Source organism: Erythrobacter sp. JB1-7, from assembly GCF_057365015.1.
Genome location: NZ_CP200291.1, coordinates 1,334,607 through 1,349,197, shown reverse-complemented (window position 1 = coordinate 1,349,197; position 14,591 = coordinate 1,334,607). Strand labels below are relative to the sequence as shown.

Sequence of the window (14,591 nt, the reverse complement as noted above, 5' to 3'; positions counted from 1 at the left end):
GCCATAGCACACTAATGCAATAAGTCTTTGTGGTGGCTTTGTCCTTGCTGGCTTTGCTAGCGGCACTGGCGTCTGATCAATTCCTCCAGCGCCGCAGCCTGCTTATATGTGTCTTCCCGCTTTGCGAAGGATTGCATTGAGAACTGCAACTGATTGCAATCAAACACGATGCCGCGCTGATTCTGCTTCCGACAGAGTTTCGACATAAATATTTGCCGGCAAAACATTCAGGCCGCGCTGAACGAAGGCGGGGTGCCATCTGCTTGTGCCCGAAACCAGATCAATCAGTGCTGCACTGCTATCGCTGTTCGCTGCAAAGAGACGCTTTCCCGTGTTGGTCAGGATTTCATCACTGGTCTGTTTTTGCAGCATTAAAGCGACAAAACGATGGGCGGCTTCTTTCTCATCGCCAGCGTCCATGGCAATGCCCATCATGGCATGTTGAGCCAGGGGATCGCGCCAGCCGCGCTGGGCGGCGTGTTGTATGGAAAGCGCGCTGCTCGCCACTTGCCCTGCCCGAAATTGCGCGGCGGCCAATAATCGCAGGTTTTGCGCAGGCATGGGCCTCCGCCGAACGAGGTTTTGAGCATGCATCAGAGCCGCACTGTGCTGGTCATTGGCGAGCGCAGAGGCTGTGAGCCGCGCCGCAGCGAAAGCTCTGAAGGGCTCAGGCACATAGGGTGTAAGCGCAGGGGTCACGCGCGATTGCCGGTCCAATTGCAAGCCTGCTGTACCCAACCCAAGCACGGCAAGTGCAATGATCCAAATCGCCCGGCTAATCATCGGCTGACTCTCTTCTGCGGGAGCTCACGCTGGTCAAGCGAAGAGCGGATCAATAGCAAAACAGCAATACTCGCGGTTGCCAGCAAAGTCTGATTTCTGAGCGGGAAACTGGTGACGGATTGCGCGGCCAACACAAACAGAATGGAAAGGCCGGCCAGCCCTGTCCATGGGTCGGCGGCCTTGCGCAGGCCTATCGCATACCACCCGCAAATCAGCATCCAACCAGCAAGGATGACGAGGCCCGGCAGGCCTGCCTCAATCGATAATTCAAGATAGTCATTATGCGCGCGGCCAGCGCGCCGCTCTGTGATATTCTCCAGCGACTCATCGATCTGGAAAACTTCGTCAAACGTCCCCATGCCCGATCCAATGGGCCAATATCGCTTCGCCGAATAGGCTGCATCTTCCCAGATATATGAGCGCGCATCGCCAGTCGCCTCAAAGCGGGACAGCGTGTCGTTGATGCGCCCAGTTGGACTAGATCCGATTGCGGCGATCACGCCGGTTACAATGACCGCGGCGCCGACTATTGATATCAAAAATGGGGTCCGCCACGCTGTTGTACGATCGGCGTGTCTGAAAGCAAAAAACATGCGGACTATGGCCAGGCCTGCCGGAATGGCGGCCAATACCAGCGCGCTGCGAGAGCGTGTCAGCACGATCCCGACAATCAGCAGCACACACAGGCCAATTCGCACCATCCATATGCGGCGATGCGGGGTTGGTGCGGGCAAAAGGGTTGCGCAGGTCAATGCGCTTACCAAGAAAATCCCGGCCGAATTCCGGTTGGCAAATGTTCCAAACAATACGCCTGGCATAGGGTTTTCAGGATAGAACAGCCCAGTCGCGCCATTGCTCAAAATCTGGACTGCGCCAATCGGCAGGGTGATGCCGCCAAGGATTGCGAGGCCCCAGCCGAGCCAGATAAGATGATCGCGCCGCAATGCCGAGCCCAAGGCAAGGATAGTGACCGGCACAATCAGACCGCTTAACGCGACCAGGCTTCGTGCCGGATCGACACTGATCGCTGCCCAATCGTCTTGCGCGCCGATCAATGCGAAGGAATCTAGAACCACCTGCCTTCCGGGCAGCGATGTCCAGATGGCGGGCGGCAAAGGTATGGCATGCAACAGAGGTAAGGCCAGACTAGCAAAAACCAGCGCTGTAAGCGCCAAGGGGGCTTTTTTTACCCCGCAAAAGAACGCGTCTCGGTTTAAGCAAAGGCAGGCCAAAGCAGACAACTGCACTGCCAAATTGGCAAGGCCATAACGAACACCTCCACCGCCAAAAACAAACGCCATGGCCAAAATCACGCAGAGAGCAATCGTGGTCCTATGGGGCGCGTTAGAGGTATGGATGCCCATAATGCCAGCCTAAAAAAAGCGCGAGGCATAAACCACCACGCGTTTTCTGATCAGCATCGTTTCGGCGAAACGCAAGTGCAGTCAGTTACCGCCAGGTGATTGATTGTTGCCATCATCGGCAATGATAAAGACCACTCCCGTAAACCACGAACCAACCAAGAGTGCGATGAAAAAATTTGAAAAATCACTTGCCAGCCCGGCGCCGGCCGCTTCACCATCAAGCAAAGCCCCCGCATTGCCATCTGCGTCGTTCGCATTCGTAGCGTAGATGTTCCCACTATCGCTAGCGCGCGTGTTGGCTTGTGCAGCAATGGGCGCAAATGCCAGACCAATCGCTGCCATCGTGCAGATCAGACGTGATCGAGTATTCATATCCGCACCCCTAAAGCAGACCTTACGTAAAAATGCTTAATGCAACGGGGGTAGTTAAACAAGCAATCAACGACTTTTCATCGCGAGCCCGATGCCTTTTTTGTAAGCGCGCCTCTGCTGGACTTCACAGGGCACAGCCTGTTAATCGCAAGGTATTGTGTCGTCAGCGCTTCAGGAACATATCGAATATCTGTCCATAAAGGGACGGTTTGGCCTTTTCGAAACTGCGTTGGCCAACGTTATCCATGAAGGCGCAAAAGTTGCCGATCTGGGCTGCGGTGTTGGTGTGTTGGGGTTGCAATGCCTGAAAGCAGGCGCATCGCACGTCTATGGGATTGATGCGAGCGATGCTATCTATCTTGCGCGCGAAACAATGCAGCGCGCCGGATTAAGCGGCCAATACACTTGCATCTCCGGATCCACCTTTGACACTGAACTGCCTTGCCGTGTCGATGCGCTGGTGTGTGACCACATTGGGTATTTCGGATTTGATTACGGCTTGATCGACATGATCCGCGATGCTGCTTCGCGTATGCTGAAGCCGGGGGTGTTATTGTGCCGGACCGGTTGAAACTTCACGTCGCGGCGGTGTCATCCCAAAAAATGCGGAACCTCGCTTCCGCTTGGAACGCAGAGCATGTGCCAGACCAATATCGCTGGCTGGATGAGCAAAATCGCAACCAGAAATTCTCTACGCAATTGACTGGAAAAGATCTTTGCTCGGCACCGAGCGTTATCGCAGATATTGTGCTCAACGCGGATACGCCCCGATTTCTGTCGCTAGACACCATTCTCACTGTCGAAGAGAGCGGGCAATTCGATGGGATAGCAGGCTGGTTTGATTGCCATTTGGGTGGCGGTGTTTGGATGACGAATTCACCCGTTGAGACACGCGGTATTGAACGGCCTCAGGCGTTCTTGCCTGCCTTGAAACCGTTTGATGTGAAGGCGGGAGATCAGATCGGCGTGTCGCTGAGGTTTAATTCAAGCGGCGACTTGATTGCCTGGACTATTACGCCGCCTCTTGACGAGAAGGGCCGCGCCAGTCCGCAAAAGCTGTCCACTTTTGGTAGCGCGGTTCTGGCTCCCACCGATCTTGCAAAGCCCACCGATCAGGCGGTTACTTTGTCTAAAAAGGGCGAGGCTCGTCGTTATATTCTCGGGCTGGTCGATGGAAGCCGCACGCGCGAGGATATCACGGCAATTGCTCTGGCTGAGCGGCCTGACCTGCTACCAACCGAGGCCGCGATCCGCGAATTTGTCGAAGGCGTTATAAAGCGGGACTGCACTTCGGGCGCTTTGCTGTAGCTTTGATATGAGCGGGCTGGCGGCAATTATCCGGACAGATGGCGGCCCGGCAGATCGTGCCGGCATGGGCCGGATGGTAGCTGCGATGGTTCACAAGGGGGCCGATGGGACGACCAGCTGGAGCGATGGCACGGCCACTCTCGCCCATGCCACACTGCACACCACAGGCGAATCTCGGACGGCACAGCAACCCCTGGCAAGCAGCGATGGTCGGTGCGCGATCATACTGGATGGCCTGCTCACCAACCACTCAGAATTGCGCCGCGATTTGTTAGAGCGGGGTACCATCTTGCGCAGCCAGAGCGATGCGGAGCTTGTGCTCGCCGCGTATGACCGGTGGGGTGAGGATTGTGTCCAGCATTGCGACGGAGAATTTGCATTTGTTTTGTGGGACGGGCGGGCGCAAAAAGCATTGTGCGCGCGCGACCATCAGGGCCTTCGCCCGCTTCTATACATCCAGCTGAAGGACCGGGTTGTCATCGCTTCCGATCAGCGCACGATCAATGCCGGGCTTGGATGCAGGCCTAAGCCCAATTTCGAATACCTGGCGCAATTGTCCGCCGCCCAGTTTTATGCACCCGAGCAGACCGCCGTGCGCAGTGTTTTCAGGTTCAGGCCCGCACATTTCTACTGGGTCACGTCCAATGCGGTCACACACAGAAGGTATTGGACCCTTCAGACTGGCGTGACGATCCGGTACCGAAATGATGCCGATTACATTGAGCATTACCGGGAGGTCCTGACCCGTTGCGTAACAAGATCAGCGCGGACGGATCGTACTCTGGCACTTGAAGTGAGCGGCGGGCTGGATTCGTCCGCCACTTTTTGCCTTGCGCACGATCTGCATCGAAGCGGCAAGCTGCCTGCGCCTAGCATACGCGGCTACACACTTAAGGGCGTGCCAGGATCTGCTTCTGATGAAGTGGAATATGCAAGGTCTGCGGCGCGCCATGTTGGCGGCACTTTGCGTGAAATCCCGCTGTTCGAACCACCGCTTGATTGGTTCACCCAGCAAGCGGCACTTGAGCAGGATATTCCCACCTACACCAATGGCGCGATGTCGATGGGGCTGGAGCAAGCGGCAAAAACCGATGGCTGCCGCGCAATACTGGGTGGGACAGGCGGGGATCAATGGCTGGATGGGACGCTGGATTATTATGTACAGCATATCAGGTCGCTTGATTTGCCGCGATTTGCGGCTGCCATTGCGCGGGACAAAGCTGAATGGGGTGCGCGCTACACGTATTGGTTTGCCGCAAGACAGGCGATCGCAGCCGTTTTGCCGATACGCATCGCAAACATGTTGCGCGCGCGCACGATAGGCGAATTTGTTGGCGATCTGGCTGACCTCGATTGGCTTTCAAACTCCTCAAAGCTGAGCTTGGATCAAGGCTTCAAACGGCTCGCCCAAAAACACAGCGGCCAAGCGCCGGAACACGCGCGCAAAACACTGCGCCTCGAACGCGCTGATGCCCAATTGGCCTTTGATCTGATGAACCGCCAATATGCGCGCGGGCATGTGGAATCGCGCAGCCCCATGTTCGCTCGCGAATTTATCGAATTCAGCGCGGCAACGCCTGAGCATATCCGGTATCGAGGCGGCGTGACAAAATGGGTCCACCGCGAAGCGATGCGCGGTATCTGTCCTGACGCTGTATTGGACCGGCACACGAAAGCTGCCTTTCCCGCCGCAGACCTGATTGATGCAGCTCGCGAATTCTGCGCTCATCATACTAGCCTTTTATCTGCGGATCTGTGCGATCAAAATGGTCTCCGACGGATCACAGAGGCAGACGGGCTCACGTCATTTGACACAAGGCTCGCGGGGAACTTATGGGGAACCTATGCAAGCGCGGCTTTTCTGTCCTCAGATCAACCAAAAAGCGGTTTGCAGGGGGAAAATCTATGACGTGCACAACCGGGCGTTCGGATGCCAAATCCGTATATAAAACGCCAAATCTCATCCATTTCGGCTCGGTTCGAAACCTCACGGGCGGCAGTCTGGGTCTAGAGAATGACGGCATGATCCTGATGTCGGGAAGCATGCTTGGAATGGGCCTCGATATGGGCATGATGGGCGGCATGTGATGGAGAGCTGAGTAATGGGCGCTTCTGTGCCCATTACCCAACATTTCAAGCACGATATGGAATGGACGCTTTGCCCTTCGCGCGAGCAGCGCCTTTTATCAGAAGAACCCTATGATAGCTGGCTGGCACCTGGCGGCGATTGCATCGCTGAGTTTTATCGCACTCAAACAGGGTTTCTGGTCCGCTTTGATGGTAGGGCTGATTTTCAAATCAACCACGAGGATCTTAGCGTTCGCGCAGTGCCCGCAATTGGCACGCGTGATGATGACATTGCGGCAATAGCGCACAATTCCATCGCGCCGCTCTTGGGTAATTATCGAGGCGGCCTTTTTCTTCACGCAAGCGCTGCCTGCGTAAATGGAAAAGCCATCGGTTTTCTTGGGCAATCGCGCAGCGGTAAGACCACATTGGCAGCAAGTTTTGCCAAGAACGGCTTTCAATTGCTGACAGAAGATGTGCTCGACCTGTCGCACAACCGCGAACGTTACTGGGCCGCTGCAAAGCCAACCTCTCTCAGGCTTTTCTGCGATAGTGCTGAGTTCCTTCTGGGCGTACAAGAGGCGCATGACGAGGACGAGGGCAAGCGGTCAATCGCCTGCCCATCTGAATTGCCTTTTGCGCAGAATGACGCTGAGCTTCAGGCTTTGTTCGTGCTTGGGTCTGACCATTTGGCGCCTTTGCAAGTGCGCCGATTGAGCAAACAGAATGCCTTGGCAGCGCTTATGCCTCACGCTTTCATTCTTGATGTTGAAGACAAAGGATTGCTGCGAAAGCACTTCGAAAAGCTAGCTGACATGGCGCGCGTTGTACCGGTTCTTTCGCTTGACTATCCGCGCGACTACGCGAGGATCCCGCAGGTGATCACCGCAATCGTCCAATCCGTTGAGAAGATGTAGAAATGCCCTCAGATAATTCTGTAGTAAGTCCAGCTGAAACGGTGGTCGCGCGACTTGTGGGTGAGGACATGGTGCTGCTCGATTTGGAAAGTGGCCAGTATTTTGGCCTCGACACGGTGGGCGCAAGGGTATGGGAATTGCTTGAAGAGGCACCCCGGACATTGCGTGATGTGAGTTCCCAAATCTACGCCGAATTCGATGCTCCTCGCAGCACCATCGACGCAGATATCGCCAACCTTGCCAAGCAGTTGGCTGACAAGAAACTGATCGTCTCAATGGAAGACTAAGGCTGATGCCTGTCCAGTGATATAACGCGGTCGGCCAAAGCCAGACTGGCTGGGCGGTGCGTTATCAAAAGTACGGTTGTTCCTTGCAAGGCATCGAGGCTGGCCTCAACAAACGCTGTTTCGCTATCGGTGTCATACATGCTGGTTGCTTCATCCAGAATTATGATCGCGGGGTTGTGAACAAGCGCCCGCGCCATCGCTATTTTTTGCCGCTGACCGCCGGATAACCTGATGCCATTGTCACCGATCTGAGTGTCGAGACCAGATGGAAGAGCATCAATGAACGCAGCGGCCTGTGAAAGACGGATTGCCCGTTCGACAGCTGCCGGATCTGTGGTGGCAAAGTCGTCCCCGAGACCAAATGCGATATTCTGCCTGATTGTCCCATCGAACAGCAAAGCGCGCTGCGGGACATAGCCGAATTGCCGCCGCAAGGATTGTATCTGAATATCGGCAATGTCTTGACCATCAAGAGTGATTTTGCCTGCCTGCGGCTGATAAAGGCCAAGCAACAGGTGCACCAATGTGGACTTACCAGCGCCATTATCCCCGCCAATGGCAGCCACGCTGCCCGCATCAATCTTGAGCGAAAAGGCGCAGAGGACATTCGGCCTGCCCGCATATCCAAATGTCACATTATCAAAAGCGATATCACCTTTTGTATCGGTCAGAATTTTTCCGCGCGCATAGCCAGGTTCCTCCGGTTTCGTGAGTACCGTTCTCAGCCGTGCGAGCGTGCTGCTTGCCAATCGGTAATTGCCATAAATATTGGCCAGCGAGCCAATTGGCCGAGTTAGCAATGCCGCATAAAGGATAAAGGAGAACAGCTCTTCTGGCGAATTTTGCTCGCCGCCTAATCGCGCGCTCGCTAAGACCAGCAGGCCAATCGCTCCCAAACCAGCGATTAGCGTTGCCGTCGGGGCAAGAAATGCTTCTTGGCGAGCCTGTGCAAGAGCCGTTTGCCGCGCTTTTTCCGCGATCTGTGCAAAGCGTTGGCTTTGGGGCTCCTCGACCGCAAACGTCTTGATCGCGCTCACCATATTGAGGTCAGTGTTTGCCCCTTCGACAAGGTCATTTTCTGCTTTGCGCAGTTTGCTTGTCGTCACCCGCAAGCGTCTGCCAAACAGCTTTGCGATGATAAAGAAGATGGGCACGAGCAAAGGAACGATGATGGCCATGGCAGGGTCAATCCAGATCAACGCCAAAATCGCGCCCAAAGCCGTCAAAATCTGAGCTGGGACATTGGCGAGGGTGGAGGCCAAAAATCCGCTTAGATGCTGAACTTCATAGGTCATCAGAGCCAGCAGGTCGCCATGGCGGTTTTGATCGTGAAACTGCATCGGCAAACGCTGAAGGTGATCGTAGACATTCTTGCGAAGTGTCTTGAGAATTTTCCCTGAAGCAGCCTCTGAAGCGATTGAAGTCGCCACATTGAGGCCAGCAAGCCCGATTAGCGCGGCGGCGATTACCGCGACAAGTAAGGCAGGGGCTGCTGCGTCTCTGCTGAAGACATCGCCAAGAAATTGCGCTGCAAGCCAGGGCAGCGCGAGCGTGCCTATTGCGTTAAAAATGCCAAGGCATGCGATGACGGCGAGCTCTCCCTTAAATCGCTTTGCCCAATCGAGAATGAACTCAATCATTTGTAAGAACCTTGCGGCACATCCGTGCCGCAGTTTCGGCACAAAAACGCAACTGCAGAACAGGCCTTGGCCAGCCTCGCGCCGCGGGATATTTTTTGGCCAGATGCGAACGTGGAGGCAAAGCGCGCGAGGCCACCATCCGCGCGCGCAGCCGCCACGAAGACGTCGTGCGCAGATCCATCCAAAACTCGTCCATCTTGTCTCGCAGTGACAGATAGGTGGCAAAATCGCTGCCAAGTCGCATCGTCTCAAGCTCAGCCATATGGCTTTCGGGCAGTGGAGTATCCAAACTCGCGGCCATCCGCCTTAAGCTTTGAGCGATAAACAGCCCAATTTTCTTCTGCTGGCACAGGCTGACAAGCTCTTCCCAAAACGCTTCGCTCGCATGGCGGACAATGCGATCAACATCATACAGCCAAATTAGGCGATAGGCGCCGTCCACGCGGTCTGGGCCGACCTGATAGCCGTGCACAAAGTGCCAATGTTGGTTCAACAAACATTGGACCAAGGTGAAAGCAGGAGAAGGGCAGCGCGCATTGCTAAAGAAGGCGGGTAAGGGCTGCGCGCTGGCAAAAAACTCCTCCACATCCATGATCGATTGCACGATCGGTCTGTCACTGATTTGCCAGTGGAGGTCGATCATATGCACAAATCCGCCACCGCTTTGACGCTGCCAACCTTCTTGAAAAGACAGCCCATGCGGATCGCTGGATCGCGACCAGCCAAGCTCGTTTAGTTTCTCGCGCACTTGTTCAAGATCGCAAGCCCGCACCAACAGGTCACTGTCGCCGCGTCGCCGGATTTCAGGTTTCGTGTAAACCGAATAGGCAAGCGCCGAACCTTTCAGCAGGAGGCAACCAATCCCAGCGGCACCTAGGCCTTCCACCGCGCGTGATACTTCGATTTGATGTGTTGCTTCCCACAGGCCAGCCAGGCGGGCCTCGTCACAAATGCGTTGCCAAATGGCGGCTGGCCAAATGTGGGCTCCTTGTCCGTGGCCAAATAGAAAGGGTTGAAGGCCGTGAAATTCGATCCGCTTCCAAACCTCTTCGGTGAAAGCAGCATCTTCCCAGTCCAGCTTTCTTGAAACCAACCTCTGCGATTGGCAGGCCGGGCGCATCATTGCGGCCAGAAAAGCATCAATCGCAGCAGTATCCATCATGAAAGGATCGCCGCAATTGCGTGCGGACAGAAGGTAAATGGGCGTTGCGAATACATCGATGCCCAGCATGGCTCAGCCTGTCTTGATTTTCCAGTTCAGCGGTGAACATGCTGTCATCCATCCCCGCTTGCCGATTGACCGCAGGTTTGCTTGCTGCGATGCGAAGACGGGAGGAGACGCTATGATGAGCGGCGCTGATCAGTGCGGGAACAAACCACTTTGACCAAATTGCTCATAACCGGCGGTGCCGGCTTTATTGGCGGCAATTTCGTGCACCACTGGGCTGCATCCCATCCTGACAATGAAATCACTGTTTTGGATGCGCTGACCTATGCTGGCAACCGTTCGACTTTAACGGGTGCGGAATGTGTAGAATTGGTCGAAGGCGATATCCGCGACACATCGCTGGTTGAACGTCTGCTCCAAGACCGATCAATCGACACGATTGTCCATTTTGCAGCTGAAAGCCATGTTGATCGATCAATCATCGGACCCGATGCTTTTATCGATACCAATATCATCGGAACGCATAGCCTTTTAAAAGCCGCCCGGAGGGTTTGGCTGGATAGCGGATCGGGCCAGCCGCACCGTTTCCATCATATCTCAACAGACGAAGTTTTTGGCTCTCTGGGGCCTGATGATCCGGCCTTTCATGAAAGCACGCCTTATGCACCCAATTCGCCCTATTCGGCGTCAAAGGCCGCTTCAGATCATCTTGTACGATCGTATCACCACACCTTTGGATTGGACGTGACAACCAGCAATTGTTCAAACAATTATGGACCCTTTCAGTATCCTGAAAAATTGATTCCTTTGTTCTTTTTGAACGCGCTAACCGGCAAGCCGCTCCCGATTTACGGCGATGGCCTGAATGTGCGCGACTGGTTGCATGTGGCTGACCATTGCCGCGGCATTGAAGCGTGCCTTTCCCACGGCAAAGCGGGTGAAACGTACAATATTGGCGGCGGAGCCGAGTTGCCGAACATGCACGTCATCCAATCAATCTGCGCCGAGGTCGATCAGGCGTTTGAAGACATTGAAGGCTTGGCCAGCCGCTATCCCGATGCGCCTGCCGCTAAGGGTAAAAAGAGTGAAAGTCTGAAAACCCACGTCACGGATCGCGCAGGCCATGATCGGCGCTATGCAATCGACGATGCCAAGGCGTCGCAGGAATTGGGCTATCAAGCGCGCCTTGGTTTTTCCGAGGGGCTGCGGCAAACGTTGCGCTGGTATTTGGATAATGAGCACTGGTGGAAACCTCTTATGCGCAAAAATCAGCCGGTCTGAGGCATGGGCATCGAATATCATTCGCAGGTTCGCACCGATATAGTCCCGCTGGTTCCTCCGGTAGTTCGCTTGCTCGATGTGGGCGGAGGAACAGGTGCAACAGCGCGCCACCTGAAGGAGATCGGTCTTGCCCAAGAAATCGGTGTTGTCGATGCCGTGGCAGATGAACATCGCGGAGGACTTGATTTCGCATCGTCGGCCAACCTTGATGACCATGACGCTGTCGAGGCCTTTCTTGAAAGCGTGGCACCGCTAGATGCAATCTTGTTTTGCGATGTGTTGGAACATTTGATCAACCCTTGGAGGCTGGTGCAAGTAGCTTCTCGGTATCTCTCTGCGGAAGGCGTTTTAATCGCTAGCGTACCCAATATTCGTCACGTATCTGCACTTGGGCCTTTGCTGCTAAAGAACGAATGGACCTACGCTAAAACAGGACTGCTTGATCGCACTCACCTGCGCTTTTTCGTTAAAGATACAGCCAAAAAATTGATGGAGCCCGACGGATTTGCCGTCGATAAATTGATCGGCACAGCCATCACCAATCGCAAACATCGTTTGATAAACGCGATGACAATCGGCGCTGCATCATCGTTCTTTACTCTCCAATATTTGATTAGAGCCAAGCGTGAACGCTGATCTTTGTCCTGATGATTTTTGCGCGATTGCTGCTGTCAATGACGACGCAATCTTGCGCGATTGTCTGGCGCTTTCGCCTGATATCGCTAAGGCCCGCTTGCCGCTGACAGTTATCAAGCACGCTCAATCAATGCCGGAGGCGTATAATCAAGGGCTGATGCAAACAGACCGGCCAATCTGTGTCTTGGTGCATCAGGATGTCTATTTGCCAGCCGGTTGGCTGGATCAGGCAATTGCTGCGCTGAACGCTCTTTCAGAAAGTCAGCCAAGTTGGATGGTCGCAGGCCCTTACGGGGTGTGCGATGATGGCCGCCATGTGGGACGCGTATGGGATGCGAATATGAAGCGCGAATTGGGCGTTCCTGATTTCGCCCCTCAACGCGTGGGCTCTTTGGACGAATTGCTTTTGATCCTCAGGCGGACAGATCGTTTTGTGTTTGATGAAGCGCTCCCGCACTTTCACCTCTACGGTACCGATTTGGTGCAAAGCGCGCGGGCCATGGGGCGCGGCGCTTTCGCAATTGAAATGCCCGTGGTGCACAACAATCGGCCATGGGACTCTCTGGGCGGGGGTTATGCGGATGCCTATCGTTATGCGCGCGATAAATGGCGCGTGAACCTGCCAATCCACACCACTGTTTGCTCGCTTTCCAAAAACCCCTTGCCCTTGCTACGAGCGCGCTGGCGCAGGCGACATGTCAAAAGCCGCGAAGATCATAAACTGGCCGATGTGCGTGAACTTGCTCATTTAGCTGGATACGAAACGGGCTAATCGCGCGAAGCAAATCCGCGTTTGACCTTGGTAATGGCGCGTTTCCAGAACGAGCGCCGCCGATGCGCGACTCGGTCGATGCGGGCTGGATCGATACCGTTGTCGCCATCAAGCGCGTGAAATTTGAGCTGGGTCTGGTGCAGAATCCACGAAAAGCTCATTTGATCGCGTTTCGTGTATTCAAAGATTTGCGACCACCACAAACTCATCGCCGGGGCCAGCCTGGTTGCTTTGTGATCACGGACCAGAACGTAGCATGCGGGAATGGGAGCATTGAGATCGATCCCGTCGCTTGCATAGGTCGCCAATTGCTTTTCAACCCGTGCAAAATCCCAGCTATCGAATTTGCTTAGGGCACAGATCTCCGCCTCTTTTGAAAGCGAATGTCCGTGCGGGTGCCAAAACGCGCCAATATCGGCGTTTTTTGACCTGATCTGCTCCACTAGATCTATAAATTCTCCGTCAAAACGGATGTTGCCATCCATATAGATCGACCACCGGGCAGTGGGGAAAAGGTGGTGAGCGAAGAATTTGTGGAACCGATTGATGTCGTGGCCGCGAGTCAAGGCTAGCGGATTTTGCAAGGGACGGACATCCCAGCCGCTTGAGTGAATTTTGGCCGGCTGATCTGTAAAGCACACAAAGGAAATGCCGGTTTCGCTTGGCGCATGCATCAGTTCTTGGTCGTAGCCGCCTGTGATGCAAGTATAGACGATGATATCGGTCATTTTGGCCAAGCTTAGCGGGTCAAAACCAGGAACTGATCGTCGATATTGAAGTGGACTTTGAACCCTTCTCGATCAAAGACAGCCATCATTTCTGCCATTTTTGCGTCTCCCAAAATCGCAGGGTGCGCCTCCAGGATCAGCTTTCGTAATGCGCCAAACGACGTGGCCTTTGTGAAGAGGTCATATTCCCCGCCTTCAATATCAAGCACAATAGCAGTGGCTTGCTCTTGAGCGATAACATCTTCGAATTGGAGGCATGGGACAGCCTCAACAATTTCGCCGCCATCTCGGTCATACATGGATGAGGAACTGGCATTTGCGTTGGACGAAAACTGCATTTCCCGTTCAATGTTATCGCCAGCCGCCAAAATACCGAACTGTGTGCGCACATCTTTGCCGTTCAGGTCAAACATATGCTTGGCCATCGCAAGGTTTCGGCGGTCTGCCTCGATCACAATATGCTGTTCGCGACTGAGCAAATCGTAAAGGATGAGCGATGTGACCCCCATGCAAGCGCCCAATTCAATAACGCGATCATCTTTGCTGATAAGATCGCGGATCATCTCGATTTCCATCCTTTCATAGGAGTTTTTGAGAATGGAGCCGCCGATCAGCGCATTGCAGCGCGGGTGATGAATATCGAACAGGTTTCCTTCATACTCCACCACAGGGCCATGTTTGGCGACCAGTTCTTCATTGGAAAGCTGGCGTTTAATCCCCAGTGCGTGCGCCATCTTGCGAATTGGCCGTTTGACGTCCTCGGCCAGAATGTTGAATTGGGTGCGCCTCATTGTTCTTGCCTTTTGGTGGGCTTGGAAAACGTGGCCTGGAGGCTGTCGAAAATCATCCGCAAACCCTCAGGGAACAGGCGATGGGCAATCACAAGGCAACCCGCAAACAAAAGTCCATTACCAGCCCACAAGGTCAACGGATCCAGCATGAGGGCATTCCAGATAACGGAGGCAATCAGGGCGAACCCAGGAAGCCAGGCAATTGGCAGCACATCACTCAGCAATTTGCCGAACCCGCAAAGCAGGGCCGCATCCAGAACGGAGCGGGCATTGCGTGCCAGCGCAACACCAACAATTCCGCCGAAAAGTGCCCCGATCACCACCAAAACCGCATAAGGCGGTGCTTGCCATGCGCTCACCATAAAGGTGGCTTTGGGCCGCCCTTGGGCCTCTAGCAGCATAATCGCCACTATTGCGATGGCATTGACCCACAAGGAAAGAGTGACGAGGCTGGCTGCGAGCCCTGCTTCCGCTGCA

At 54.6% G+C, this 14,591-nt stretch carries 17 protein-coding genes; 9 read left to right on the top strand and 8 right to left on the bottom strand.

The genetic code is table 11. From position 1 onward, the window contains the following. Positions 1–159: 159 nt before the first annotated feature. The 3 genes from AC0V6W_RS06485 to AC0V6W_RS06475 form a co-directional block, all read right to left on the bottom strand. Complete coding sequence (locus AC0V6W_RS06485; RefSeq protein ID WP_486148314.1) at positions 160–537, bottom strand: hypothetical protein; 378 nt, start codon at positions 535–537, stop codon at positions 160–162. 242 nt (positions 538–779) lie between these two features. After that, positions 780–1,859 (bottom strand): O-antigen ligase family protein, encoded by a 1,080-nt coding sequence (locus AC0V6W_RS06480; protein ID WP_486148312.1) that lies wholly within the window; start codon positions 1,857–1,859, stop codon positions 780–782. 369 nt (positions 1,860–2,228) lie between these two features. Beyond that, entirely contained in the window at positions 2,229–2,519 is a 291-nt protein-coding gene (locus AC0V6W_RS06475) for a hypothetical protein (RefSeq protein ID WP_486148310.1), read from the bottom strand. Positions 2,520–2,676: 157 nt separating this feature from the next. Here AC0V6W_RS06475 and AC0V6W_RS06470 point away from each other — a divergent pair, with 157 nt between their 5' ends. The 6 genes from AC0V6W_RS06470 to AC0V6W_RS06445 are packed head-to-tail and all read left to right on the top strand — an operon-like array spanning position 2,677 to position 7,098. Next, complete coding sequence (locus AC0V6W_RS06470; protein ID WP_486148308.1) at positions 2,677–3,090, top strand: methyltransferase domain-containing protein; 414 nt, start codon at positions 2,677–2,679, stop codon at positions 3,088–3,090. 32 nt (positions 3,091–3,122) lie between these two features. Further along, positions 3,123–3,827 (top strand): hypothetical protein, encoded by a 705-nt coding sequence (locus tag AC0V6W_RS06465; RefSeq protein ID WP_486148306.1) that lies wholly within the window; start codon positions 3,123–3,125, stop codon positions 3,825–3,827. Positions 3,828–3,834: 7 nt separating this feature from the next. Further along, the gene (locus tag AC0V6W_RS06460; RefSeq protein WP_486148304.1) at positions 3,835–5,736 is read left to right on the top strand and encodes an asparagine synthetase B family protein; all 1,902 of its coding nucleotides are present in this window, start codon (positions 3,835–3,837) and stop codon (positions 5,734–5,736) included. Next, positions 5,733–5,915, top strand: a complete 183-nt coding sequence (locus tag AC0V6W_RS06455) for a hypothetical protein (protein WP_486148302.1) — start codon at positions 5,733–5,735, stop codon at positions 5,913–5,915. Before AC0V6W_RS06460 ends, AC0V6W_RS06455 begins: the two co-directional genes overlap by 4 nt. Positions 5,916–5,971: 56 nt before the next feature. Next, positions 5,972–6,811 (top strand): hypothetical protein, encoded by an 840-nt coding sequence (locus AC0V6W_RS06450; RefSeq protein WP_486148300.1) that lies wholly within the window; start codon positions 5,972–5,974, stop codon positions 6,809–6,811. Between the two features lie 2 nt (positions 6,812–6,813). Then, the gene (locus tag AC0V6W_RS06445) at positions 6,814–7,098 is read left to right on the top strand and encodes a PqqD family protein (RefSeq protein WP_486148298.1); all 285 of its coding nucleotides are present in this window, start codon (positions 6,814–6,816) and stop codon (positions 7,096–7,098) included. On the opposite strand, the gene AC0V6W_RS06440 is transcribed toward AC0V6W_RS06445, so the two are convergent. Together AC0V6W_RS06440 and AC0V6W_RS06435 are read right to left on the bottom strand one after the other, a co-directional pair. Continuing rightward, positions 7,095–8,738 carry an ABC transporter ATP-binding protein gene (locus AC0V6W_RS06440; protein WP_486148296.1) on the bottom strand — a complete coding sequence of 548 codons (1,644 nt, stop codon included), beginning with the start codon at positions 8,736–8,738 and terminating at the stop codon, positions 7,095–7,097. The two genes, AC0V6W_RS06445 and AC0V6W_RS06440, sit on opposite strands and share 4 nt — an antisense overlap. Continuing rightward, positions 8,731–9,900: a nucleotidyltransferase family protein gene (locus tag AC0V6W_RS06435; protein WP_486148294.1), complete on the bottom strand. Its 1,170-nt coding sequence runs from the start codon at positions 9,898–9,900 to the stop codon at positions 8,731–8,733. The genes AC0V6W_RS06440 and AC0V6W_RS06435 overlap by 8 nt, the downstream gene beginning before the upstream one ends. A gap of 219 nt (positions 9,901–10,119) precedes the next feature. Between AC0V6W_RS06435 and rfbB the strand changes: the two genes are divergently transcribed. Genes rfbB through AC0V6W_RS06420 form a run of 3 tightly spaced genes read left to right on the top strand, consistent with a single transcriptional unit; the run spans position 10,120 to position 12,595 of the window. Next, positions 10,120–11,187, top strand: a complete 1,068-nt coding sequence (gene rfbB / locus AC0V6W_RS06430) for a dTDP-glucose 4,6-dehydratase (RefSeq protein ID WP_486151480.1) — start codon at positions 10,120–10,122, stop codon at positions 11,185–11,187. Positions 11,188–11,190: 3 nt separating this feature from the next. After that, positions 11,191–11,823 carry a class I SAM-dependent methyltransferase gene (locus AC0V6W_RS06425; protein WP_486148292.1) on the top strand — a complete coding sequence of 211 codons (633 nt, stop codon included), beginning with the start codon at positions 11,191–11,193 and terminating at the stop codon, positions 11,821–11,823. Then, on the top strand, positions 11,813–12,595 hold the full coding sequence (locus tag AC0V6W_RS06420; protein ID WP_486148290.1) for a hypothetical protein: 783 nt from the start codon (positions 11,813–11,815) through the stop codon (positions 12,593–12,595). Before AC0V6W_RS06425 ends, AC0V6W_RS06420 begins: the two co-directional genes overlap by 11 nt. Here AC0V6W_RS06420 and AC0V6W_RS06415 read toward each other — a convergent pair. Genes AC0V6W_RS06415 through AC0V6W_RS06405 form a run of 3 tightly spaced genes read right to left on the bottom strand, consistent with a single transcriptional unit; the run spans position 12,592 to position 14,524 of the window. After that, a complete protein-coding gene (locus tag AC0V6W_RS06415) occupies positions 12,592–13,323 on the bottom strand; it encodes a glycosyltransferase domain-containing protein (protein WP_486148288.1) in 732 nt (243 codons plus the stop codon). The two genes, AC0V6W_RS06420 and AC0V6W_RS06415, sit on opposite strands and share 4 nt — an antisense overlap. Positions 13,324–13,334: 11 nt before the next feature. Next, the gene (locus tag AC0V6W_RS06410; protein WP_486148286.1) at positions 13,335–14,114 is read right to left on the bottom strand and encodes an FkbM family methyltransferase; all 780 of its coding nucleotides are present in this window, start codon (positions 14,112–14,114) and stop codon (positions 13,335–13,337) included. Next, on the bottom strand, positions 14,111–14,524 hold the full coding sequence (locus AC0V6W_RS06405) for a hypothetical protein (RefSeq protein WP_486148284.1): 414 nt from the start codon (positions 14,522–14,524) through the stop codon (positions 14,111–14,113). The genes AC0V6W_RS06410 and AC0V6W_RS06405 overlap by 4 nt, the downstream gene beginning before the upstream one ends. Positions 14,525–14,591 lie beyond the last annotated feature (67 nt).

What these genes read in the sequence shown, in the direction of transcription:
- AC0V6W_RS06475 (WP_486148310.1), bottom strand. Translation starts at nt 2,519, where the DNA reads ATGAATACTCGATCACGTCTGATCTGCACGATGGCAGCGATTGGTCTG.
- AC0V6W_RS06465 (WP_486148306.1), top strand. Translation starts at nt 3,123, where the DNA reads ATGCGGAACCTCGCTTCCGCTTGGAACGCAGAGCATGTGCCAGACCAA.
- AC0V6W_RS06460 (WP_486148304.1), top strand. Translation starts at nt 3,835, where the DNA reads ATGAGCGGGCTGGCGGCAATTATCCGGACAGATGGCGGCCCGGCAGAT.
- AC0V6W_RS06455 (WP_486148302.1), top strand. Translation starts at nt 5,733, where the DNA reads ATGACGTGCACAACCGGGCGTTCGGATGCCAAATCCGTATATAAAACG.
- AC0V6W_RS06450 (WP_486148300.1), top strand. Translation starts at nt 5,972, where the DNA reads ATGGAATGGACGCTTTGCCCTTCGCGCGAGCAGCGCCTTTTATCAGAA.
- AC0V6W_RS06445 (WP_486148298.1), top strand. Translation starts at nt 6,814, where the DNA reads ATGCCCTCAGATAATTCTGTAGTAAGTCCAGCTGAAACGGTGGTCGCG.
- AC0V6W_RS06440 (WP_486148296.1), bottom strand. Translation starts at nt 8,738, where the DNA reads ATGATTGAGTTCATTCTCGATTGGGCAAAGCGATTTAAGGGAGAGCTC.
- AC0V6W_RS06435 (WP_486148294.1), bottom strand. Translation starts at nt 9,900, where the DNA reads ATGATGGATACTGCTGCGATTGATGCTTTTCTGGCCGCAATGATGCGC.
- AC0V6W_RS06425 (WP_486148292.1), top strand. Translation starts at nt 11,191, where the DNA reads ATGGGCATCGAATATCATTCGCAGGTTCGCACCGATATAGTCCCGCTG.
- AC0V6W_RS06415 (WP_486148288.1), bottom strand. Translation starts at nt 13,323, where the DNA reads ATGACCGATATCATCGTCTATACTTGCATCACAGGCGGCTACGACCAA.
- AC0V6W_RS06410 (WP_486148286.1), bottom strand. Translation starts at nt 14,114, where the DNA reads ATGAGGCGCACCCAATTCAACATTCTGGCCGAGGACGTCAAACGGCCA.